This is a genomic window from Tenacibaculum salmonis (assembly GCF_041053065.1).
Lineage (GTDB): Bacteria > Bacteroidota > Bacteroidia > Flavobacteriales > Flavobacteriaceae > Polaribacter > Polaribacter pacificus_A.
In genome coordinates, this window is the sequence record NZ_JBFCVV010000001.1 from 2,035,827 (window position 1) to 2,060,626 (window position 24,800).

The 24,800-nt window shown below is 31.1% G+C and carries 21 protein-coding genes; 13 read left to right on the plus strand and 8 right to left on the minus strand.

The annotated features are described in order from the left end of the window. Positions 1-6 precede the first annotated feature (6 nt). From AB0T67_RS08955 to AB0T67_RS09010, 12 genes are all read left to right on the plus strand, one after another. Entirely contained in the window at positions 7-3,153 is a 3,147-nt protein-coding gene (locus AB0T67_RS08955) for a TAT-variant-translocated molybdopterin oxidoreductase (RefSeq protein WP_369220022.1), read from the plus strand. A gap of 27 nt (positions 3,154-3,180) precedes the next feature. Next, positions 3,181-4,581, plus strand: a complete 1,401-nt coding sequence (gene nrfD, locus AB0T67_RS08960; protein ID WP_271230836.1) for an NrfD/PsrC family molybdoenzyme membrane anchor subunit — start codon at positions 3,181-3,183, stop codon at positions 4,579-4,581. Beyond that, on the plus strand, positions 4,571-5,098 hold the full coding sequence (locus tag AB0T67_RS08965) for a DUF3341 domain-containing protein (protein WP_369220023.1): 528 nt from the start codon (positions 4,571-4,573) through the stop codon (positions 5,096-5,098). The genes nrfD and AB0T67_RS08965 overlap by 11 nt, the downstream gene beginning before the upstream one ends. Before the next feature lie 9 nt (positions 5,099-5,107). Beyond that, positions 5,108-5,656, plus strand: a complete 549-nt coding sequence (locus AB0T67_RS08970; protein WP_271230835.1) for a c-type cytochrome — start codon at positions 5,108-5,110, stop codon at positions 5,654-5,656. Positions 5,657-5,678: 22 nt separating this feature from the next. After that, on the plus strand, positions 5,679-7,250 hold the full coding sequence (locus AB0T67_RS08975; RefSeq protein ID WP_369220024.1) for a quinol:cytochrome C oxidoreductase: 1,572 nt from the start codon (positions 5,679-5,681) through the stop codon (positions 7,248-7,250). Between the two features lie 24 nt (positions 7,251-7,274). Then, on the plus strand, positions 7,275-8,282 hold the full coding sequence (locus AB0T67_RS08980) for a cytochrome c oxidase subunit II (protein WP_369220025.1): 1,008 nt from the start codon (positions 7,275-7,277) through the stop codon (positions 8,280-8,282). Positions 8,283-8,309: 27 nt separating this feature from the next. Then, entirely contained in the window at positions 8,310-10,079 is a 1,770-nt protein-coding gene (locus AB0T67_RS08985) for a cytochrome c oxidase subunit I (RefSeq protein ID WP_369220026.1), read from the plus strand. A gap of 148 nt (positions 10,080-10,227) precedes the next feature. Next, positions 10,228-11,250: a Holliday junction branch migration DNA helicase RuvB gene (ruvB, locus tag AB0T67_RS08990; RefSeq protein WP_369220027.1), complete on the plus strand. Its 1,023-nt coding sequence runs from the start codon at positions 10,228-10,230 to the stop codon at positions 11,248-11,250. Between the two features lies 1 nt (position 11,251). Then, positions 11,252-12,982: a SulP family inorganic anion transporter gene (locus tag AB0T67_RS08995; protein ID WP_369220028.1), complete on the plus strand. Its 1,731-nt coding sequence runs from the start codon at positions 11,252-11,254 to the stop codon at positions 12,980-12,982. An 8-nt stretch (positions 12,983-12,990) separates the two neighbouring features. Beyond that, a complete protein-coding gene (locus AB0T67_RS09000; RefSeq protein WP_369220029.1) occupies positions 12,991-14,397 on the plus strand; it encodes an MBL fold metallo-hydrolase in 1,407 nt (468 codons plus the stop codon). Between the two features lie 5 nt (positions 14,398-14,402). Beyond that, positions 14,403-14,783, plus strand: coding sequence for a rhodanese-like domain-containing protein (locus AB0T67_RS09005; protein ID WP_369220030.1), 381 nt, complete (start codon positions 14,403-14,405; stop codon positions 14,781-14,783). A gap of 1 nt (position 14,784) precedes the next feature. Then, on the plus strand, positions 14,785-15,048 hold the full coding sequence (locus AB0T67_RS09010; RefSeq protein WP_369220031.1) for a heavy-metal-associated domain-containing protein: 264 nt from the start codon (positions 14,785-14,787) through the stop codon (positions 15,046-15,048). Positions 15,049-15,106: 58 nt separating this feature from the next. Here AB0T67_RS09010 and AB0T67_RS09015 read toward each other — a convergent pair whose 3' ends face one another. The 6 genes from AB0T67_RS09015 to AB0T67_RS09040 all read right to left on the minus strand — a co-directional run bounded on the left by AB0T67_RS09015 (position 15,107) and on the right by AB0T67_RS09040 (position 20,454). Then, positions 15,107-17,482, minus strand: a complete 2,376-nt coding sequence (locus AB0T67_RS09015) for a TonB-dependent receptor (RefSeq protein WP_369220032.1) — start codon at positions 17,480-17,482, stop codon at positions 15,107-15,109. Between the two features lie 357 nt (positions 17,483-17,839). Beyond that, complete coding sequence (gene arfB, locus AB0T67_RS09020) at positions 17,840-18,244, minus strand: alternative ribosome rescue aminoacyl-tRNA hydrolase ArfB (protein WP_369220033.1); 405 nt, start codon at positions 18,242-18,244, stop codon at positions 17,840-17,842. 1 nt (position 18,245) lies between these two features. Beyond that, positions 18,246-18,899 (minus strand): AAA family ATPase, encoded by a 654-nt coding sequence (locus AB0T67_RS09025; RefSeq protein WP_369220034.1) that lies wholly within the window; start codon positions 18,897-18,899, stop codon positions 18,246-18,248. Then, on the minus strand, positions 18,860-19,492 hold the full coding sequence (gene pnuC / locus AB0T67_RS09030) for a nicotinamide riboside transporter PnuC (protein ID WP_369220035.1): 633 nt from the start codon (positions 19,490-19,492) through the stop codon (positions 18,860-18,862). Before pnuC ends, AB0T67_RS09025 begins: the two co-directional genes overlap by 40 nt. Further along, positions 19,476-19,736 (minus strand): hypothetical protein, encoded by a 261-nt coding sequence (locus tag AB0T67_RS09035; protein WP_369220036.1) that lies wholly within the window; start codon positions 19,734-19,736, stop codon positions 19,476-19,478. Before AB0T67_RS09035 ends, pnuC begins: the two co-directional genes overlap by 17 nt. Before the next feature lie 91 nt (positions 19,737-19,827). Further along, entirely contained in the window at positions 19,828-20,454 is a 627-nt protein-coding gene (locus AB0T67_RS09040) for a 4'-phosphopantetheinyl transferase family protein (RefSeq protein ID WP_369220037.1), read from the minus strand. Positions 20,455-20,517: 63 nt separating this feature from the next. Between AB0T67_RS09040 and ahcY the strand changes: the two genes are divergently transcribed. After that, positions 20,518-21,834, plus strand: coding sequence for an adenosylhomocysteinase (gene ahcY / locus AB0T67_RS09045; RefSeq protein WP_369220038.1), 1,317 nt, complete (start codon positions 20,518-20,520; stop codon positions 21,832-21,834). A 214-nt stretch (positions 21,835-22,048) separates the two neighbouring features. Here ahcY and AB0T67_RS09050 read toward each other — a convergent pair whose 3' ends face one another. Together AB0T67_RS09050 and AB0T67_RS09055 are read right to left on the minus strand one after the other, a co-directional pair. Beyond that, complete coding sequence (locus tag AB0T67_RS09050; protein WP_369220039.1) at positions 22,049-23,056, minus strand: TlpA family protein disulfide reductase; 1,008 nt, start codon at positions 23,054-23,056, stop codon at positions 22,049-22,051. A 93-nt stretch (positions 23,057-23,149) separates the two neighbouring features. Next, the gene (locus AB0T67_RS09055; protein ID WP_369220040.1) at positions 23,150-24,688 is read right to left on the minus strand and encodes a YifB family Mg chelatase-like AAA ATPase; all 1,539 of its coding nucleotides are present in this window, start codon (positions 24,686-24,688) and stop codon (positions 23,150-23,152) included. Positions 24,689-24,800 lie beyond the last annotated feature (112 nt).

The following is a 24,800-nucleotide window of genomic DNA, read 5'->3' on the forward strand; positions in this document are numbered from 1 at the left end:
ATATAAATGGCTTCAAACAAAAAATACTGGCAAAGTGTTGAAGAACTAAAAGGTAGTTCTGTTGTTGAAACGCTACGTAATAATGAGTTTGTACAAGATATTCCTACAGATGAATTTTTAGGTGATAAAGAAACGTTAGAAACTTCATCAACCTCACGTAGAGATTTCTTGAAATATGTTGGATTTACCACAGCAGCAGCTTCTTTAGCAGCTTGTGAGGGTCCCGTAAGAAAATCAATCCCTTATGTAGTACAACCAAATGATATCGTTGTAGGTGTTGCTGATTGGTACGCAACTACAATAGCAGATGGTTTTGATTTTGCAAACGTATTAGTAAAAACACGTGAAGGTCGTCCGATTCTTGTAATGCCTAACAAATTGGCATCAGGAGAAACAAACGCACGTACACAAGCATCTGTTTTATCATTATACGATGATCAATTACGTTTAAAAGAACCTAAAAAAGGTGCTGAACAAATTTCTTGGGCAACTGCCGATAAAGAAATTGTTGCAACTTTGAATGAGTTGAAAACAGCAAATGAACCTGTAGTATTATTAACAGGTACTTTAGCAAGTCCTTCAACTGAAAAAGTAATTACAGCATTTACTGCTGCATATCCAAACGTAAAGCACGTTGTTTATGATGCTATTTCAGAAAGTGCAACTGCTGATGCTTTCGAAGCAATGTATGGTACACGCGCTTTACCTAATTACGATTTTAGTAAAGCTGAAGTAATCGCTTCTATTGGTGCTGATTTTATTGGTGACTGGCAAGGAGGTTATGAAAAATCATATACTGATGGTCGTAAAGCTGCATCTGGTAAGATGTCTTACCATGTTCAGGTAGAAAGTAATATGTCTTTAGCAGGAGCAAATGCTGATAAAAGATTGGTTGTGAAACCTTCTGATCAAGTATATGCTTTAGTTAATTTATATAACGAAGTAACAGGAGAGTCAATTCCTTCTAAAGCAACTCAAATTGATGCTGAAATTAAAAAACTAGCAATTAGTTTAAAAAAGGCAGGTTCAAAAGGAGTTGTTGTTACAGGATTAAATGATAAAAATGCTCAGTTAATTGCTTTTGCTATTAACGAGAAATTACAAAGTGAGATATTCGATACAAAAGCTGTTAATTTAACACGTCAAGGTAACGATACTCAAGTAGTTCAATTAGTTGCTGATATTAAAGCAGGAGTTGTAAAAGGTTTAGTTACTTATAACACAAACCCTTTATATACTTTAGCAAATGCTGCTGATTTAGCAGAAGGAATTAAGAACTTAAAATTATCTGTTGCAATATCGACTCAAAACGATGCAACGGCTAATGCTACACAATATACATTACCAGCACCTCACAATTTAGAGAGCTGGGGAGATGTTACAATTACTAAAGGTACGTATAGTTTAATGCAGCCAACAATTTCTCCATTATTTAATACACGTCAGTTACAAGATGTGTTATTAAAATGGTCAGGTAGTTCTGTAAACTATTACGATACTTTAAAAGAGTTTTGGAGTACTAATGTATTAGGTGGAGCATCTTGGAATCAAGCATTGCATGATGGTTTTTTCAAAGCAAATGTTATTACTTCTGAAGACGAAGAGATTTTTCAATCTGCAGTAGTTATAACAAATACAGTATCTGAGTTATTAAAAACTACAAGTACTGCTTCTGGTTTTGAATTAAACTTATTTTCATCAACTGCATTAGGTGATGGTAAACAAGCAAACAATCCTTGGTTACAAGAATTACCAGACCCTATAACACGTGCTTCTTGGGATAATTACTTAACCGTTTCAATGGCTGATGCTAGAGAATTAGGTTTTGAAAATCCTGTAAAAGATAACGGAGCTATTAATGGTAACTATGCTACTGTAACGGTAAACGGAGTTTCTGTTGAAAAAGTTCCAGTTATGATTCAGCCAGGTCAAGCAAAAGGATCTGTAGGTTTAGCATTAGGATACGGTAGAACACAAACTTTAAAAGAAGAGATGCAAGTTGGTTTAAACGCATATCCTCTTTATAAAAATGGAAACCATATTCAATATAATGTTTCTATAGAAAAAACTTCAGGATGGCATAAATTTGCTTGTACTCAAGTACAAAGTACTCTTGCTGGTCGTAATGATATTTTAAAAGAAGCTACTTTAAACCAAGTATCAAATAAAAATTTAGATCCAAAACATACTTGGAATAAGCCTTCAATGGTTTCTTATGATCACCAAGAAGTTGAAGCAAAAAGTATCGATTTATGGGCAGACCATAATCGTGAGGTAGGACATCACTTTAATTTATCTATCGATTTAACATCTTGTACAGGATGTGGGGCTTGTGTTGTAGCATGTCATGCAGAAAACAATGTGCCAGTTGTAGGTAAAGACGAGGTAAGAGTAGGTAGAGATATGCACTGGTTGCGTATTGACCGTTATTATTCTTCTACAGTAGTTGATAAGCAACATGATGCTTCAATGACTATTGAAGAATTTAGAGCTCAAAACCCTAGATTATCAAACAAAGAAGTTGAAAGAAAGTATACTGAAAAAGTTTTAGAATTAAGTAAAGGTGATTTATTTGACGCTTTAGAAAATTCTGCAGAAAACCCAGAAGTAGCTTTCCAACCAATGATGTGTCAGCACTGTAATCATGCTCCGTGTGAAACAGTATGTCCAGTAGCAGCAACATCACATGGTCGTCAAGGTCAAAATCAAATGGCTTATAACAGATGTGTAGGTACAAGATATTGTGCTAACAACTGTCCTTATAGAGTTCGTCGTTTTAACTGGTTTAATTATTCAGAAAATAGCGAGTTTGACTTTAACATGAATAACGAATACGGAAAAATGGTGTTAAATCCAGATGTAGTAGTTCGTTCTCGTGGAGTTATGGAAAAATGTTCTATGTGTATTCAAATGACACAAGCAACTATCTTAAATGCTAAAAAAGAAGGTAGAGCTGTACATAAAGATGAATTTGAAACAGCTTGTTCATCAGCTTGTTCATCTGGGTCAATGGTATTTGGAGATATAAATAATCCTGAAGATGCAGTTACTGCATTAAAAGAGGATGATAGAGCTTTTCATGTGTTAGACTATATTGGTACAAAACCAAACGTAGTTTATCAAGTAAAAGTAAGAAATACAAACGAAGCATAATAACAAAACTAATAAGTATATAGATTTATGTCGTCTCATTACGAATCATCTTATAGAGAACCTTTAGTGTTAGGTAACAAAAGTTACCATGATATCACTGAAGACATTGCAAAGCCTATAGAAGGTAAAGCAAATCAAAATTGGTATATCGCATTTTTTATCTCCTTAGCAGCAATGTTATGGGGGTTTGGGTGTATTTTCTACACTGTCGGTACAGGTATCGGTGTGTGGGGATTAAGTAAAAACATTGGTTGGGCATGGGATATTACCAACTTCGTATGGTGGGTAGGTATTGGTCACGCAGGAACTTTAATTTCGGCAGTACTATTATTATTCCGTCAGAAATGGAGAATGGCAATTAACCGTTCGGCAGAAGCAATGACAATTTTTGCTGTATTCCAAGCAGGTTTATTCCCTATTATTCACATGGGACGTCCATGGAATGGATACTGGGTATTACCAATGCCAAATCAATTCGGATCATTATGGGTTAACTTTAACTCACCATTATTATGGGATGTATTCGCAATTTCAACATATTTATCTGTATCATTAGTTTTCTGGTGGACAGGTTTATTACCAGATTTTGCAATGATTCGTGATAGAGCAGTAAAGCCTTTTCAAAAGAAAATATATGCTTTATTATCTTTCGGATGGTCAGGTAGAGCTAAAGATTGGCAACGTTTTGAAGAAGTATCATTAGTGTTAGCAGGTTTAGCTACACCATTAGTACTTTCAGTACATACAATTGTATCAATGGATTTTGCTACTTCTATTAACCCAGGATGGCATTCAACAATATTTCCTCCTTATTTCGTAGCTGGAGCAATCTTTTCAGGATTTGCAATGGTACAAACCTTATTAGGTATTATGCGTAAGGTTACAAATATGGAAGCATATATTACACGTTTACACGTAGAATATATGAATATTGTAATCCTTTTAACAGGTGGTATTGTAGCTGTAGCTTATGCAACAGAATTCTTTATTGCATGGTATACAGGATCACCTTATGAAAACTATACTTATTTATCATTTGGAGCAGAAGCAGGAGCATATGGATGGGCATTTTGGTCATTGTTAATATGTAATATTATTTTACCTCAATTATTATGGATTAAGAAATTAAGAAGAAGTTTTATATTTTCTTTCATTATTTCTATCATTATTAATATCGGTATGTGGTTTGAGCGTTTCGACATTATTGCAATTGTATTAAGTAAAGGACACTTACCATCAACATGGTGGCGTTTTGAACCAACATTTGTAGATGTGGGTATTTTTGTAGGAACTATTGGTTTTTTCTTTGTATTATTCTTATTATATGCAAGAACTTTCCCAGTAATTGCACAAGCAGAAGTTAAGACTATCTTGAAGTCTTCAGGAGAGAATTTTAAAAAATTAAGAGATAAGAACAATGAGCACTAGTAAAGTAATTCACGCATTTTATAATGATGATGATATCTTAATGGATGCCGTTAAGAAAATCAAAGGAGAACATCACCACATTGAAGAAGTATTTTGTCCATTTCCAGTTCATGGGTTAGACAAAGCATTAGGATTAGCACCTACACGTTTAGCTATTACTGCATTCTTTTACGGAATTACAGGTTTGTGCTTTGCTATTTGGATGACTAATTATATGATGATTCAAGATTGGCCACAAGATATTGGAGGAAAACCAAACTTTAGTTGGTTTTCTAATATGCCAGCATTTGTACCAATTATGTTTGAATTAACAGTCTTTTTTGCAGCCCATTTAATGGTTATTACTTTTTATATGAGAAGTAGAATATGGCCATTTAAAGAAGCAGAGAATCCAGATCCAAGAACAACAGATGACCATTTTTTAATGGAAATTCCTGTAAATGGAAACGAGGAGGAGTTAAAAGCTTTGTTAGAAACAACAGGAGCTGTAGAAATTAACATAGTAGAAAAGCACTAATAAAGAGATATGAAAAGTTTTTTTAAAATAATCGTTGCTTTAGTTGTTATAACAAGTGTTATTTCATGTGGAGATAAACGTACACCACAACTACAATATATGCCTGATATGTATGTGTCTATTCCTTATGATGCGAATGGTGCAGATGGTTTAAATGGTAAAATGGTAGACAGGTTACCTGTTGCAGGTACAGTAAGTAGAAAAGGTATTGTAGCTTATGATATTCCGAATACAAATGAAGGATATGAAAAAGCGAAAGCAACTTTAAAAAATCCTTTAGCGACTACTGAAAAAAATTTAGCAAAAGGTAAAGAGTTATACGGAATTTACTGTGCTACTTGTCACGGAAAAAAAGGTGATGGTAACGGAGTTTTATCTCAAAGAGATAAATTTAACGGTATACCAAACTATAAAGAAAGAGACTTAAATCCAGGGAATATTTATCATGTTATTATGTATGGTAAAAATTTAATGGGATCTCATGCAGGACAATTACAATACAATGAGCGTTGGCAAATTGTACAGTATGTAGAGAAATTAAGAAGCGAATTAAAATAACTCTATAATAGATAGTTAAGATATGTACCAGTTTACAGGAAAATTAAAAATACTTGCTATTGCTCTTATGATTTTAGGAGCGTTAGGTACTGCCATTAGTTTTATGTCGGCACCTAAAACGTTAACAGAGGCAAAAGCGATTTTAGAAAAACAACATGGTGCTCATCATGATGAACATGCTACGGATGATACTCATGCAGTAGCAACACCTCATGTTGAAGAAGCACATACTGAAGTTGAAAAACATTCAGAAAAAAGAACCGAATCACATACTGCTGATACTACAGCAATACAAACTGAAGCGGTAAAAGAAGTACACTCAGAAGAAGCAATAACTACTCACGCTGTAGATAATGCACATGCAGAAGAAGTAACCGAAAAACATGTTGAAGCTACAGTAGCACATACTGATACTACTGAAGCTCATGCCGAAAATCATGATGCTCACGCAGAACATGCTTTTCATCAAATGCAAAATCGCCCTTGGGCAGCATTTTTTGTCGCTTTAATGTTCTTTTTAGGAATGACATTATTAGTGTTAGCTTTTTATGCAATTCAAAGAGTAGCACAAGCAGGTTGGTCTGTTGTATTATTTAGAGTAATGGAAGCTATTACAGCAAATTTACACTATGTAAGTGTTATCATGTTATTATTTTTAATAGCAACAGCGATGCACATGAATCACTTATTTCCTTGGATGAATGAGGGAGTTTTTGATACGCAACACGCAAATTATGATGCTGTTATCGATGGAAAAAAATGGTTTTTAAATACGCCAGGATGGTTAATTAGAAGTATCTTTTATTTAACAGTTTGGAATGTATATCGTTTTATCATTAGAAAAGGTTCTATAAAACAAGAAAATGGAGATTTAAAATTACACATGAGAAATTACAATATTTCTGTAGTTTTCTTATTCCTTTTCCTTGTAACAGAATCTATGATGTCTTGGGATTGGATTATGGGAATTGACCCACACTGGTTCTCTACATTATTTGGATGGTATGTATTAGCAACTTTCTTAGTATCTGCATTAACAGTAATTGCTTTTGTAACAATTTACTTAAGAGCTAAAGGTCTTTTACCATTTGTAAATGATAGTCATATTCATGATTTAGCAAAGTATATGTTTGGTTTCTCTGTATTTTGGACTTACTTATGGTTTGCTCAATTTATGTTAATTTGGTATGCTGATATTCCTGAAGAAACAACTTATTATTTATTACGTTTTAATGAATATAAAGTGCCATTTTTAGCAATGGTAGTTATGAACTTTATTTTCCCTATACTTTTATTATTAAATAGTGATTTTAAAAGCATACCTTGGTTTGTAACAATAGGAGGAGTTGTAATATTAGCTGGTCATTATTTAGATTTATTCGTAATGATTATGCCAGGAACAGTTGGTGCTCAATATGGATTTGGTATTGGAGAAATAAGCGGGATTTTATTCTTCTTAGGATTATTTATTTATGCTACATTTAGCGCGTTTGCAAAAGCAAATCCATTAGCAAAAGGAAATCCATTCTTACACGAAAGTGAAACACACCATTACTATAATATCGAACACAGAGGAGAAGATAGTAATCATTAATAATTAACAAATAGTTTAGATAATATGCTCGCTTTATTTTATATTTTCATAGCAATTGCAATAGGAGTTAGTTTCTGGCAAATTACACGTATCATGAATCTTCGTTCTGTAATAGCTACAGACAAAGACAACGAAACACAAGGTAAATTAGCTATAGGATTTTTAGTTTTTTTCTATGCAATGATGGTTTACTGTTTAGTAGCCATGAATGTAATTATGTTACCTGAATCGGCTTCTATAGAAGGAGAACATGATGATAACTTATTTAACATTACATTTTGGTTAATCGGTGTTGTTCAGTTTGCAATGCAATTTTTAATTTTCTTTTTCACTTACAAGTATAGAGGTAAAAAAGGTAAAAAGGCATTGTTTTATGCTGATAGTCATACTTTAGAATTAATATGGACTGTTATCCCTGCGGTAACAATTGTAATATTAATTGGATATGGTTTATGGGCTTGGAATAACATTATGTATGTTGGTGATGACGAAAACCCAATTGTAATTGAAGTATATTCAAGACAATTTGACTGGCAAGCACGTTATGCAGGAGCAGATAATGAATTAGGTTTAGGAAACGTAAACTTTATTAAAGGTATTAACTCAATGGGAGTTGATATGTCTGATCCTAAAGCACAAGATGATAAGAAAGTTACTGAAATGGTTTTACCAAAGGGTAAAAAAGTTTTATTTAAGTTTCGTTCACAAGATGTATTACACTCTGCTTACATGCCTCACTTTAGAGCGCAAATGAACTGTGTACCAGGTATGATTACTCAATTTGCTTTTACACCAAAGTTTACTACGGATGAAATGCGTTTAAGTTCTGAAGTAATAGAAAAAACAGCTGGAATTAACAAAATTAGAAAAGTAAAAGGTGAAGACCTTTACGAATTTAATTATTTATTGTTATGTAATAAAATTTGTGGTGCATCTCACTACAATATGCAAATGAAAATCACTGTTGTTGAACAAGCAGAATATGACAAGTGGTTATCAGAACAAAAAACGTTAGCGCAAGTTATTAAATAAGATATTTTTTAAAAGTATATATAGATTATGTCAGATCATCATCACAAAGAAACATTTGTAACTAAATACATCTTTAGTCAAGATCATAAAATGATCTCGAAACAATTTCTTGTTACGGGTATATTTATGGGTATCATAGGAGGTTTTATGTCTATGTTATTCCGTTTACAAATTGCTTGGCCAGAAACATCTTTTTCAATAATAGAAGCATTTTTAGGAGATCATCAAACCGATGGAATTATGGATCCTGATATGTACTTAGCATTGGTAACAATACATGGTACAATAATGGTGTTTTTTGTATTAACTGCTGCTTTAAGTGGTACTTTCTCAAACTTATTAATACCATTACAAATTGGAGCTCGTGATATGGCTTCTGGTTTCTTAAATATGGTTTCATACTGGTTGTTTTTCTTATCATCAGTAGTAATGATTATATCATTATTTGTTGAAGCAGGACCAGCATCAGCAGGATGGACAATTTATCCTCCATTATCTGCATTGCCACAAGCAATTCCAGGTTCAGGTACAGGTATGACTTTATGGTTAGTGTCTATGGCAATATTTGTTGCTTCTTCATTAATCGGATCGTTAAACTACATCGTAACTATTTTAAATTTACGTACAAAAGGAATGAAAATGACAAGATTGCCACTAACAATGTGGGCTTTCTTTATCACAGCGATTATTGGTGTTGTTTCATTTCCTGTATTATTATCTGCAGCTTTATTATTAATTTTTGATAGAAGTTTCGGAACATCATTTTTCTTATCAGATATTTTTATCTCTGGAGAAGTATTACATTATCAAGGAGGATCACCAGTATTATTTGAACACTTATTCTGGTTCTTAGGTCACCCTGAAGTATATATTATTTTATTACCAGCTTTAGGATTAACATCTGAAGTAATTTCAACAAATGCTCGTAAGCCAATTTTTGGATATCGTGCAATGATTGGATCTATTATGGCAATTGCATTTTTATCTACAATTGTTTGGGGGCACCACATGTTTATCTCAGGAATGAATCCATTCTTAGGATCTGTGTTTACTTTTACAACAGTATTAATTGCAATTCCATCGGCAGTAAAAGCATTTAATTATGTAACAACGCTTTGGAAAGGTAACTTACAATTAAATCCTGCAATGTTATTTTCTATCGGATTAGTTTCGACATTCGTAACAGGAGGTTTAACAGGATTAGTTTTAGGAGATTCTGCTTTAGATATTAACGTACATGATACTTATTTCGTAGTAGCTCACTTTCACTTAGTGATGGGAGTATCTGCTTTATTAGGAATGTTTGCTGGTGTGTATCACTGGTTCCCTAAAATGTATGGTAGAATGATGAACAAAACATTAGGTTACTGGCACTTTTGGTTAACAATAATTTCTGCTTACGGAGTATTTTTCCCGATGCACTTTGTTGGATTAGCTGGTTTACCTCGTCGTTATTATACAAACTCAAACTTTCCAATGTTTGATGATTTAGTTGAAATTAACGTATTTATGACATTAATGGCATTCTTAGGAGGAGCTGCTCAGTTATTATTCTTAGCAAACTTCTTTATCTCAATGTACAGAGGTCAAAAAGCAACTATGAATCCTTGGAAATCGAATACTTTAGAATGGACTACTCCAGTAGAACACATTCACGGAAACTGGCCAGGTGCTATTCCTGAAGTTCACAGATGGGCTTATGATTATAGTAAAACAGATGAAAATGGTGAGTACTTACACGGTCAAGATTACGTGTTACAAACTACTCCATTATTAGAAGGCGAAGAACCTTCATAATATATAAATTATTAAAAAAAGCCTTCCAATTTTGGAAGGCTTTTTTGTTTTATATCTTTCTTACTTATATGTATCTTAGCATTGATAATACCACTACGTAACAATTATTACAAACCAAATAGTATATTTCAAGTATATTTGTGACTATATGAATGAAAACTTAAACCCTGAAAACACAAATCTATCAAATGATGATTTGGATGTAGAAAAAAAATTACGTCCACTTTCTTTTGATGATTTTGCAGGTCAAGATCAAGCAATTGATAATTTAAAAATATTTGTTGAAGCAGCTAATCAACGAGACGAAGCATTAGATCATACCTTATTTCATGGACCTCCAGGATTAGGAAAAACCACCTTGGCTCATATTTTAGCCAATGAATTAGATGTAGGAATAAAAGTAACATCAGGTCCTGTTTTAGATAAACCAGGAGATTTAGCAGGATTATTAACAAATCTTGATGAACGTGATGTATTATTTATTGATGAAATCCATAGATTAAGCCCTATTGTTGAAGAGTATTTATACTCAGCAATGGAAGACTATAAAATCGATATAATGATTGAGTCAGGACCAAATGCACGTACTGTTCAAATCCATTTAGAACCATTTACTTTAGTTGGTGCAACAACTCGTTCAGGATTATTAACTGCTCCGATGAGAGCTCGTTTTGGTATCAGTAGTCGATTACAATATTATTCAACAGAATTATTAACTACCATTATTGAAAGAAGTGCTTATATTTTAGGAGTGCCAATTTCTATGGAAGCGGCAATTGAAATAGCAGGTAGAAGTAGAGGAACACCTCGTATTGCAAATGCCTTATTACGAAGAGTTAGAGATTTTGCTCAAATAAAAGGTAACGGAAGTATTACTATTGAAATTGCTGTTTTTGCATTAAAAGCTTTACATGTCGATGCCAATGGTTTGGATGAAATGGATAATAAAATTTTAGCAACTATTATTGATAAATTCAAAGGAGGACCAGTAGGACTTAGTACAATTGCAACAGCTGTTAGTGAAAACACCGAAACTATTGAAGAAGTATATGAGCCTTTTTTAATACAACAAGGTTTCATAATGCGTACACCAAGAGGAAGAGAGGTTACAGATTTAGCATATAAACATTTAGGAAAAATAAGAGAAACAACACAAGGCGGGCTTTTTTAAAATGAAATTACTAAAGAAACTCATACCCATATTAGCGTGGTTACCCAACTACAAAAAAACAGCATTAAAAGCTGATATTCTAGCTGGGATAACCGTAGCAACCGTCCTAATTCCTCAAGGAATTGCCTATGCATTAATTGCAGGATTGCCACCTATTTATGGATTATATGCCGCTTTAGTACCCCAATTAATATATGTAATTTTCGGAACTTCTCGTCAAGTAGCAATTGGTCCTGTGGCAATGGATTCGTTAATTGTTGCAACTGGTGTTTCTACATTAGCTTTAATAGGTTCTGAAAATTATATTGCTATCGCAATTTTATTAGCATTGATGGTTGGTAGTATGCAACTTTTAATGGGGCTTTTTCGTTTAGGGTTTATCGTTAATTTTTTATCAAGACCTGTAATTATAGGTTTTACATCCGCGGTAGCGATGATTATTGGCTTAAATCAATTTAGAAATTTGCTTGGTGTAGATTTTTTACAAAGCGATCAAGTACACATTTTATTAGAAGATATTTTTTTTAAAATTTCTTATCTTAATATTAATACTTCTATAATAGGAATTTTAGCTTGTATTATAATTGTTCTTTTTAGAAAGATAAATAAAAAAATACCAAATGCTTTAATTGTTGTAGTATTAGGAATTATAGTGCTTCGCTTTTTTGAAAACTTTCTTACCGATGTTGCGATAGTAAAAGATATTCCTTCAGGTTTGCCTAAATTTAATATTCCTGTTATAGACACTGTTTTAATAAGACAATTATTTCCTATTGCAGCAACATTAGTAATGGTTGGATATTTAGAAATTATATCAATAGGAAAAACTCTTGAAGCAAAACAAGATGAATATAGAATAAGTGCAAATCAAGAATTAGTAGCTTTAGGATTAAGTAATATTGTTGGTTCATTGTTTCAATCATATCCAACTACATCAAGTTTTTCTCGTTCAGCAATAAACGAAGAAGCAGGAGGTAAAACAGGAGTTTCAGCAATTGTATCAGCATTGATAGTAATACTTACTTTACTTTTTTTTACACCTGTATTTTATTATTTACCAAAAACAATATTAGCTGCAATTATTATTGTAGCGGTATTTAATTTAATCGATATAAAAGAAGCAAAAAGACTTTGGAAGGCTAATCATTTAGATTTTTGGCTATTAATAGCAACCTTTTTTTCGACCATATTTTTAGGAATAGAACCAGGAATATTAACAGGTGTTCTTTTATCTTTAGTTGTATTGATTTATAGAACATCCAGACCTTACGTAGCACAATTAGGAAGAGTACCAAATTCTGATTTTTATCGAAATAAAAATAGATTTGAAGAAGTAATTATCGATCCAGAAATATTAATATTTCGTTTTGATGCACAGTTATTTTATGCAAATTGTAATTATTTCCGTGAAAAATTAGACGATATGACCGAAGAAAAAGGAATTTCATTAAAACTAATTATATTAGATGCGGAAAGTATCAATCGAGTTGATAGTACAGGAATTGAAATGTTAAAAGAACGTATTCGCTATTATCATAAACGAAATATTTCCTTTTACTTTGCTGGAGTAAAAGGACCTGTAAGAGATGATTTTTTTAGAGGAGGTATATTAGAAGAAGTTGGTTTAGAACATTTTTTTATGAGAGCCAATGGAGCAGTACATTTTTTCAAAACAGGAAATAATGAAAATCAAAAAAAATACGCACAATATATACATCAAGCATATAAATAAATAATATTATGAAGATAACGCAAATTTATACAGGTTGTTTAGCACAAGGAGCTTATTATATAGAAAGTGAAGGAGAAGTAGCTATTATTGATCCGCTACGAGAAGTTGAACCTTATATTAAAACTGCTAACGCTGATAATGCTAAAATTAAATATATTTTTGAAACTCATTTTCATGCAGATTTTGTTAGTGGTCATGTAACTTTAGCAGAAAAAACAGGTGCAACTATAGTTTATGGACCTACAGCTAAAACTAATTATAAATCGTACATAGCAATAGATGGCGAAGTTTTTAAAATAGGAAATATTACCATTACAGCATTGCATACCCCAGGGCATACTATGGAAAGTACTTCTTATTTATTAAAAGATAAAAATGGAAAAAATTATGCTATTTTTAGTGGAGATACCTTATTTTTAGGGGATGTAGGAAGACCTGATTTAGCACAAAAAGGAGCGCTTACTCAAGATGATTTAGCAGGCTTTTTATATGATAGTTTGCGCACTAAAATTATGATTTTAGAGGATGACGTAATTGTATATCCAGCACATGGGGCAGGATCTGCTTGCGGAAAAAATTTAAGTAAACAAACTGTTGGCTCTATTGGAGATCAAAAGAAAACTAATTATGCATTGCGTTCTGATATGACAAAAAAAGAATTTATAAAAGAAGTAACTGACGGGTTATTGCCTCCGCCAGCTTATTTTCCTTTAAATGTAAAAATGAATAAAGAAGGATATCAATCTATAGATGATGTTATTAAAAATGGGGCAATAAGTTTATCCGCAGCTGCTTTTGAAAAAACAGCGAATGATACAGGTGCTATAATTTTAGATGTCCGTCATCAATTAGATTTTGTAAAAGGATTTATACCGCAATCAATTTTTATTGGTTTAGATGGAACATTTGCTCCTTGGGTAGGTACTTTAATTAAAGATATAACTCAGCCAATTTTATTAATAACACCTATTGGCGAAGAAGAAACGACTATTACACGTTTATCTCGTGTTGGTTTTGATAATGTTTTAGGATATTTAGAAGGAGGTTTTGATACTTGGAAAACATCAGGTAAAGAAATTGATACTTTAGAATCTGTTACTGCGGATGATTTAGAAGATGTAATAAAACAGAAAGCAAAAGTTTTTGATGTACGTAAACCAGGAGAATATAGCAAAGAACATGTTATTGATGTGCCAAGTACACCTTTAGATTTTTTAAATGATCATATTGATGAATTTCCAAAAACAGAAGATTTTTATCTGTATTGTGGAGGAGGATATCGCTCGGTAATTGCTTCATCAATATTAAAGGCTAGAGGATATCATAATGTAATAGACGTTGCAGGAGGTTTTGCAGCAATAAGAAAAACAACAATTGCTAAAACTGTAGCAGTTTGTCCATCAACTTTAAAATAAAACTAATGAAAAAATACTTTTTATTTATCGCATTAATTTTTACACTTATTATTTCATGTAAATCACAAACTGAAGAAGTTCAAAATATTTCTGTTAATGATTTAGAAATTATTCTTAAAAAGAATAAAAATATTCAATTATTAGATGTACGAACTCCTGGAGAATGTTCAAAAGGTACAATTGAAAATGCTTTAGAAATTAATGTAAAATCAGCTGATTTTGAAAAAATAGCTTTAGAAAAGTTAGATAAAACTAAACCAGTTTATGTTTATTGTAAATCGGGAGGTAGAAGTAAAACAGCTTCAGAAATTTTATTAAAAAAAGGTTTTCAGGCTTATAATGTTTTAGGAGGTTATACGGCTTGGAACGGAAAAAATCAGCGATAATATGCAAGAAATTTCTATCGAAAACTTAAAATGTTGTGGTTGTGCAAACACAATTATCAACGGATTAACAAATATTAAAGGAGTTGAAGAAGTAAAAGTCGATGTAGAAAAGTCATTAGTTACTTTAAATACTACCGAAGCTATTTTAATTTTAGTGAAAGAAAAATTAGCTAAACTAGGTTATCCAGAAGTCGGAAACGAAAACACAGTATTACATAAAGCAAAATCATTTGTAAGTTGTGCCGTAGGAAAAATCAATAAATAAAAAAATCCCAAGTTTTAAACTTGGGATTTTTTATTTATCTAAAAAAGAAAATTACTTATTAAAATTTAAAAGTAACACCAGCTAAAAAGTTAATAGTAGCTTGTGGATAATATCCTTGAGCTTCTGTTGTTGTTCCAGGAGTAGACCAATCATCTAAATAAATATAACCTCTATCTACATACTCTTTATCAAAAACATTGTTTACCATACCTGTAAATACAATAGATTTAAATATTGAATTTGTTTTTAATTCATACATTATATTAAAATCACTTGTAAAGTAGCTATCTAATTTAGATGCTTCAGTATCTGTATTACTTAAATACTGTTCACCAACAAATTTAGATAAAAATGCAACTTGAAAGTTTTCAAATGGTTGATATACAAATGCATTACCAGCCACAATATTTGGTGAATTAGCAATATTTGTATTTCCTAAATCTTGTAAGTTATCATCTCTATTTATAAAAAAGTCTACATTTTTATTTTGACTTACTGAAACATTTTGACGAATAGAAAATTTATCATTTACACGAATATCAGCATCCATTTCTAAACCTAATCTATAACTATTACCGCTAGCATTACGTAAAGCATCACCAGTATCATCAATTTCACCAGTTAAAACTAACTGATTTTTATAATCCATAAAATAAATATTGGTGTTTAATTTAACAGTTTTGTTATTTAAACGCCATCCTAATTCGTAATCATTTAAGCTTTCGTGAGTATCTACACCACCTTTAAAATCACCTCTATTTGGCTCTCTATTAGCTCTTGCATATGAAGCGTAAAAGCTATTTTCATTATTTAACTTATAAGTTAAACCTAATTTTGGATTAAAGAAATTAAAAGTTTTATCAACATTTAAAGGTTTTCTTTTAGATGTTAAACCGTTTGTTTTATAAGTAACAAATCTTCCTTGTACATCAACAAATGCTTTTAAATCTTCAGAAATATTAACAGTTGTTTTAGAAAAAACATTAAAATCATTTTTGGTTGATTTTCCTTCATAATAACGGTCTCTAATATTTGCGTCATCGGCAAATTCTTTAGCCCAAATTACTTCTCCAAAATGATCATTTTCATAATGACTATAAGAACCTCCTGTAATAATTTCTAAACCATCGTTTTTATACGTAGCATTAACGTTAGCAACATAAAAATCATTGTCTAACCAACGACGTACAATAATATCGGTTGCAGGAATACCATACCAATCAGTTGTTGTTGCTTCAACAATTCCGTTGTATTTAGAAACAGCACTTTCTCCATTAAATTGTTCAAAATAACCTTCTCCTTTTGTGTAGTTTAAACTAACATTAGTTGCCCAGTTTTTATTTAATTTTTCGTTCCAATGTAATTGATAATGATTTTGGTTGTAGTTATCAACTTCGTTATCGTAAGTATAAGGATTTTGACGACGATTTTCTTTTAATTCATCAGCAGATAAACCGTACCAAGCTTGGTAAGTTTCTTCTTGTCCTCCAAAAGCAACAGCTTTAATTAAAGTATTTTCATCAGTATAACTTCCTTGTAAAAAGTACGATTTTAAATCGGTAGAAGCTCTATCAACATATCCATCAGAATAAATATTAGATAAACGACCAGCAAATTCAAAATGTTTGTTTACTTTTCCTGTAGTAAATTTTACGGTATGTTTTCTTGTTCCGAATGAACCAAAAGAATTTGAAATTTCTCCACCAGCTTCTTCCGAAGTTGCATCAGTAAGAATATTTAAACTAGCACCAAATGCACCAGCACCGTTTGTTGAAGTTCCAACACCACGTTGTAATTGTAAACTTTGAGTTGATGAAGCAAAATCACCTAAGTTAACCCAAAATGTACCTTGACTTTCGGCATCGTTATAAGGAATTCCGTTTATGGTAACGTTAACTCTTGTAGCATCAGAACCACGAACGCTCATGTAAGTATATCCAACACCAGCTCCAGCATCCGAAGATGAAACAACGTTAGGCATGTAATTTAATAAAACAGGAATATCTTGTCCTAAATTACGTTTTTCAATTTGTTTTTTTGATAAATTAGAATGCGCAATAGGAGCATCCGATTTTACACGAATAGCATCAACTAAAACTTCATCTAGTATATTTTTATCAGCAGATAATTGAAAAGTAATAGTTTTGTTTTCTGATATTTCAATATTTTGAACTACACTATTAAGTCCTACATAAGAAACGCTAATATTATAAGTTCCTTTTGCTAATTGTAATTTAAAGTTACCTTCAAAATCAGAAGCAGTACCTTTTTTTAATTCTTTAATTGTAATAGTCGCACCTATTAAAGGTTCTTGATTATTATTAATTACTTTACCAGATAAAATAAAATTTTGAGCATTTGCATTTAAGGTTGCAAATAATACCATTAAAAAAGCTACTATCTTCACTTGTTTAATAAAAGAAATCGTTTTCATTTTTAAAATAAAATCGAATAAAAAGAGGTAATTATTCTTTGTTTTTTTGAATAAAATTTTTAGAATTACAAAGTGCTTTAACAAAGAAAAACCTTCATTAATTTATAAACAGTTTTACCTATTTATAAATTACTTTGCAATAACAGTATTTCCCTAAACAGCATTACCTGTTCTAGGTTCATTGGGTGTGATCTCAGCCGATATTTGGCACCCCTTTACGAGAACGGCGCAAATGTATGATACATTTTTAGAATAGCGATTAAAGAATTAAGAATTTTATAATGTTTTCTTATTAAATTAGTAACATTAAGAAGTTAGATGTAGTCTATTTAATAAGTTTTTTTAATCTAGATAAGATTAATCTAAATTAGGTTTTTTTCGAAGCGATTTTTTTAATGCTTGACGCTTTTTATTTACCGATTTTTTAAGTACAGAATTTCTACTTGGTTTGGTAATACGTCTAATTTTTGGTCTTTTTAAACCTTCTTTAATAATAAATAAAAAACGCTTAATAGCTAATTCTTTATTTCTGTATTGTGAGCGAGTTTCATCAGAAAAGAGTATTAAAATTTGTTCTTTTGTTAATCGAGAAGCTAATTTTTTTAAGAGTATTTCTTTTTGATTTTCTGATAATTCATTAGATTTAGATACATCAAAAGTCAGTTCAATTTTTGATGAGACTTTATTTACATGTTGCCCACCAGCACCAGAACTTCTTGTTGCTTTAAAATTTAATTCTTTAATAAGTTCTGGTATGTTCATTTTATAGTGTGTAGTCGTTTATATTAATATTTTTAAGCATTGATTGAATATCAGCCTGACTTAATGTTTTAGAAAAAGAATATAAATTTTTCTTTTTAGAAAGTAGTACATCAATTATTTCAACGGCTTTTTTAAGACGCGTTTCTTTATCGCCTTTTAATAAAACATACGGACGTTTATATTTTATCAATGTATTTTCAAAAGCTTTAAACATTTCTAAACGCTCGCCAGGTTTATCACGTAAATCATCGGCTTCCCAAGGCGTATCAATATATGTTAAAAAATAAATATCGTAAGAATTTTCAATAGCGGCTTTGTCTAAATTACCATCAACAAAACCACCGTAATATTCTTCGGAATATACTTTTGTTTCAAGTAAATCGGTATCACAAATTAATACTTTATCTGCTTTTTTAGCTAAATCGTTTTCTAACTTAATTTGACCTTCGGCAATAGGAATAATATCTTTTTGTTCGCAAATTTTGCGTTCATTATTCCATTTATCTTGCAAATATTTACGAGCAAATTCTGGTGTCCAAACAGTATTATAATATCGTGCTAATTGACTAGAAAGAGTTGTTTTTCCAGTTGATTCAGGACCAAATAAAACAACCTTTACAAGATTACTTTTTTGTTGTTTAAGGTTTTTTTCCATGCTAAATAACCGCTAACGGCAATAAAGGTAAATATTAAATATTGAAAACTAGTAAAAGTGAATCCTTTATAAAGATAAAGCGGTACAGAAATAATATCGCCAATAATCCAATAAATCCAATTTTCAATTTTTCGTTTAGCCATCAGCCACATTCCGACAAAGAAAATTGCTGTTGTAAAGGTATCGACATAAGCTGTCCAATGCGTCCATTTATCAAAATAAGAATATACAGCATACACAAAAAACAGGGTTGCTATAAATATAAAAACACTAGTTTTCTTTTCTTTTGATGTTGTTCTTGAAATAGGAGTAACATTTGTATCGTCAATATTTCTAGTCCAAATATACCAGCCGTAAACACTCATTATAAAGTAATATGCGTTAATCATCATATCACCTAATAATTGCCATTTTAAAAGTAAATACACAAAAATAACGGTGCTAACCATACCTGTTGGAAATACCCAAATTTTATTCTTTTTAGAATACCAAACAGATAAAAATCCGAAAATAACGGCAATAATTTCTAACCAAATATCTAAAGTATCGTAGGTAGCGTATTGGCTAAAAAGATAATTAAAAACTTGGTTCATACTTACTACGGTCAGATTTTACAATTTTTAATAAAATTATTCCGCTTTCTATTAATTCAAAAGAGTTTTTAATTTCAGAAGTTAATAATTGCATTACAGCATCATAATCTCCATATACTTGTGTACTTAACGGATTTTCAAGAATTGTTAAACCTGATGCTCTTAATTTTTTTATAAAGTCGATAATTGGCGCTTCAAATTCATTTTGAAGTGGTGTTAAAGTAAGCTCTACTGATATTTTCATAAAATAAGTTTCAAAAAATAAAAATGAACTGCAAAGTTACAAAGTTTGTAGTTCATTTTATGATAAGATATTTTTTTAAGGATTTACTTTTTTATTGTGCATAGACACAAGTAAATCCTTCGGTTTCTAAAAAGTGGATTTTATATTCATCGGTAACACCTTCGTATAAAATTTTACCTAAAGTGTTATTGGTTTCAAAAGAGAAATCATCAATATAAATATTGTTTAAAAAAAGTAATTTTTTCTTACCATAAATTTTATATAAACTTTCTTTAGCTCCCCAAACAATGGTAAGTTTACTAATTAAAGCATCATGATTTGCTATTGATTTATATTGTTCAATAGGCGTAAATTTATGAGCGATTTTTAAGATTTTATCACGTTGTTTTTCAATATCGATTCCGACAGGTTTATCATCAGAAATAATAATTGCCGAAAAAGTAAAGGAATGTGTTATCGAAATAAATTTTCCATCTTTTAAATGAGGCTTTCCAAATTCATCATAAATTAAGTCATCATCAGTATAATTAACTTCTTTTAATAACTGTCGAACGCTTAAAAATCCTTTTTGGTGTAAGTCAGATTTCATATTACTAATACGCTCAGTACTTCGTTGATTAAGTGTAATATTTTCAGATAATTCATCAAAAGATTCTTCAATCTTCCAAATCAATACTTTAGTGGTTTGGTTTACTGTTATTGTTTTGTGAACAGGCATAAGTTAGAAAGTTATTTCGTAATTTTGCTATATAAAAATTTAGATACATAAATATACATAAATATGAGCACAAAAACCGCTGCATACGTTCCTTTTAAAGTTAAAGATATTTCTTTAGCTGATTGGGGAAGAAAAGAAATTAGATTGGCAGAAGCTGAAATGCCAGGATTAATGAGTTTACGTGAAGAATATAAAAACGAACAACCATTAAAAGGCGCAAGAATTGCAGGGTGTTTACACATGACTATTCAAACTGCGGTTTTAATTGAAACTTTACAAGCTTTAGGTGCTGAGGTAACTTGGAGTTCTTGTAATATTTTTTCTACACAAGACCAAGCTGCTGCTGCAATTGCTGCTGCAGGAACACCTGTGTATGCTTGGAAAGATATGACAGAAGAAGAATTCGACTGGTGTATTGAGCAAACATTATTTTTTGGAGAAGATAAAAAACCATTAAACTTAATCTTAGATGATGGTGGAGATTTAACAAACATGGTTTTAGATCGTTACCCTGAATTAGCTGAAGGAATTAACGGATTATCTGAAGAAACTACTACAGGAGTTCACCGTTTATACGACAGAGTAAAAGCAGGAACTTTACCAATGCCAGCAATTAACGTAAACGATTCTGTAACAAAATCTAAATTTGATAACAAATACGGATGTAAAGAATCTGCAGTTGATGCAATTCGTCGTGCAACTGATATCATGTTAGCAGGTAAACGTGTAACTGTTTGTGGTTATGGTGATGTAGGTAAAGGTACAGCGGCTTCTTTTAAAGGTGCGGGTTCTATCGTTACTGTTACTGAAATCGACCCTATTTGTGCGTTACAAGCGGCAATGGATGGTTTTGAAGTTAAGCGTTTAGAAACTGTTATAGCAAATTCTGATATCATTATTACAACTACTGGAAATAAAGATATTATTCAAGGTCGTCATTTTGAGGCTATGAAAGATAAAGTTATTGTTTGTAATATTGGTCACTTCGATAACGAAATTGACATGGCTTGGTTAAATGAAAACCACGGAAATACAAAAGATACTATTAAACCTCAGGTTGATAAATACAACATTGCAGGAAACGATATTATTGTTTTAGCAGAAGGACGTTTAGTAAACTTAGGATGTGCAACAGGTCACCCAAGTTTTGTAATGAGTAATTCATTTACAAACCAAACTTTAGCACAAATCGAACTTTGGACAAACAGAGCTGCTTACCAAAATGAAGTTTATATGTTACCAAAGCATTTAGATGAAAAAGTAGCAAACTTACACTTAGCTAAAATAGGCGTAGAGCTTACTGAATTACGTGAAGACCAAGCATCTTATATTGGTGTAACTGTTCAAGGTCCATTTAAGCCAGAGCATTACAGATACTAATAAACTGAATATCTAAATTTAATTTAGATTTTTAAAATATTAAAAAACCCTTACATTAATTTGTGAGGGTTTTTTTATTTGGGCGTTTTAACAGGCTATCCACTATATCTTTTTTTCCGTTCCTCCAAAAAAGGATGCCGTTGCTATCCTTAACGCAAAAAAAATCCTGCAACTTAGTTACAGGATTTTTATATATCAAATTTTTAGTTTCTAATTAAATATTTAAAGACTCTAATAAAGTAATTAACTTTGGATTAGAAGGTCTAGGAGCATTTGAGTCAACAATATTACCATTCGGGTCAATTAAAATAAAACGAGGAATACTATTTACTTTATAAGCTTTAGAAAAAGTCTTATCATTTTTAGCATATAATTGAATTCCGCTTAAGTTTTTATCAGTAACCATTTTTTTCCATTTTTCATAATCCTTAGGATTATCAACAGAAATACTTACAAAGGCAATATTTTTACCATGATATTGTTTTTCAACTTTTTCTAAAGAAGGAATTTCTTGTTTACAAGGATTACACCAAGTAGCCCATAAATCGATATAAACATATTTTCCTTTAAAATCATCTAAAGAAGTATTTCCTTTTTTATGATTTTCATAATTAATAAATTTAGGTGATACAGATCCTTTAGCTAATACAGTATTTGCGTATAATTTATCAGTATGTGTTTTATTTAAATAGTTTTCTAAAGATGTAATATTTTGTTTTTGAAAAGCAACAAAAGTAGAGTCTAACTTATTTTCGTTTATTCTGTTGTTAAAGTCAGTAATAAATTTTTTTACTTTTGCATCAAACTTATCTTTAGGTAAATTAAACAAGTTTTTGTCTTTAAACATTGCTTTTTGTAATACTGCATTTTTTGCTAAAAAGGTACTTTCATTTGATCCTTCACCTGTAAAAGTGATAGATTCATTAAACTCTTTTGTATCAAGAGTCATTGTAATAGTAGCACCATTTTTTAAATATAATGCTGTTGCTTCTTTTCCATCAGAAAGACGATAAAAACCATCTTTAAGATTTATAGTATCATTAAATGCGCCATTTTCATCAACTTCAATAACTCTATTAAAGTTTAATTGAGGATTAGAAAGTGTTATAGATTTAGAGTTTTTATTAGTGATTTTTCCAGAAAAAGTAACAAAATCATTTTGTTGTTTTTTACAGGAGATCATCGTTATGGCAATAGCCATTAAATAAATTATTTTTTTCATTTTTTGGTGCATTTAATTAATTTTAAGAGAATACTAAATTACATTTTTTTATAGAACTGTAATAATTTTTTATTTTTTATGTTTTTTTAGAATTTATCCTAACCAACCTTCACGGTCTAAACTTCGGTACTGAATTGCTTCTGTTAAATGATTAGATTTTATATTTTCAGAGCCATCTAAATCGGCAATAGTACGAGAAACTTTTAAAATTCTATCATAAGCTCTTGCCGAAAGATTTAATTTTTCCATAGCTGTTTTTAGTAATATATTACTTTCATTTGATAGTTTACAAAACTCACGAATTTGTTTCACAGTCATTTGTGCATTATAATGAACAGTATCAGAAGTACTAAAACGTGTTGTTTGAATTTCACGAGCTTTTGTAACTCTATTTCTGATATGTATACTAGCTTCTCCTTTTTTTTCTTCGGATAATTTATCAAAAGGAACAGGAGTGACTTCGATATGAATATCAATTCGATCAAGTAAAGGACCTGAAACTTTACTTAAATAGCGTTGCATTTCGGCAGGTGATGAAGTCATTGGAGAATCTGGGTCGTTAAAGAAACCAGAAGGACTAGGATTCATACTAGCAACAAGCATAAAACTACTTGGATAATTTACGGTAAATTTAGCTCTAGATATTGTTACTTCTCTATCTTCTAAAGGTTGTCTCATAACTTCTAAAACACCGCGTTTAAACTCGGGTAATTCATCTAAAAACAAAACGCCATTATGAGCTAATGAAATTTCACCAGGTTGTGGTAAACTATTTCCACCGCCAATAAGTGCAATATCAGAACAACTATGATGTGGGGCTCTAAAAGGACGGCTATACTGTAACCCTGTATTTTTTACTTTACCTACTACAGAATGTATTTTGGTGGTTTCTAAAGCTTCTTCTAAAGTCATAGGAGGTAATATAGAAGGAAGTCGTTTGGCTAACATTGTTTTTCCTGCACCAGGAGGACCTATTAAAATAATATTGTGTCCACCAGATGCCGCAATTTCCATACAACGTTTTATACTTTCTTGTCCTTTTACATCTGAAAAATCGAACTCAGGAAAATCCATATGTTTATAAAATTCGGCTCGTGTATCAACTATTGTAGGTTCAATGAGTTTTTTGTTTTCTAGATGATTGATAACTTCCATAATATTAGATACACCCAATATATTTACATCATTAACAATAGCCGCTTCTTTGGCATTTTCTTTAGGCAGAATAAAATTTTTATAGCCTTCTTCACGTGCTTTAATAGCGATAAGCAAAGCTCCTTTTATAGGTTGTACACTTCCATCTAAAGAAAGTTCTCCCATAATTAGATAATCATCAATGTTTTTTGCTTGAATTTGTTTTGAAGCAGCCAGAATACCAACTGCAATTGATAAATCATAAGCAGCTCCTTCTTTACGAATATCAGCAGGAGCCATGTTTATAATGATTTTTTTTCCAGGTAATTTATAGCCATTGTTGTTAAGTGCTGCAGAAATCCGATAAGAACTTTCTCGAACGGCATTATCTGGTAACCCAACAAGGTGATATCCGATACCTTTATCAATATTTACTTCTACAGTTATAGTGGTTGCTTCAATACCAAAAACAGCAGATCCATAAGTTTTAATCAACATAACTTTCTCTTTATGATAAAGGTAGCTAAAAATATTGAAATTTAAAACCTTATGAAATAGCTAAAATACATTTGTTATGTATTTCTATTTTGATGATTTATTTAACATTATA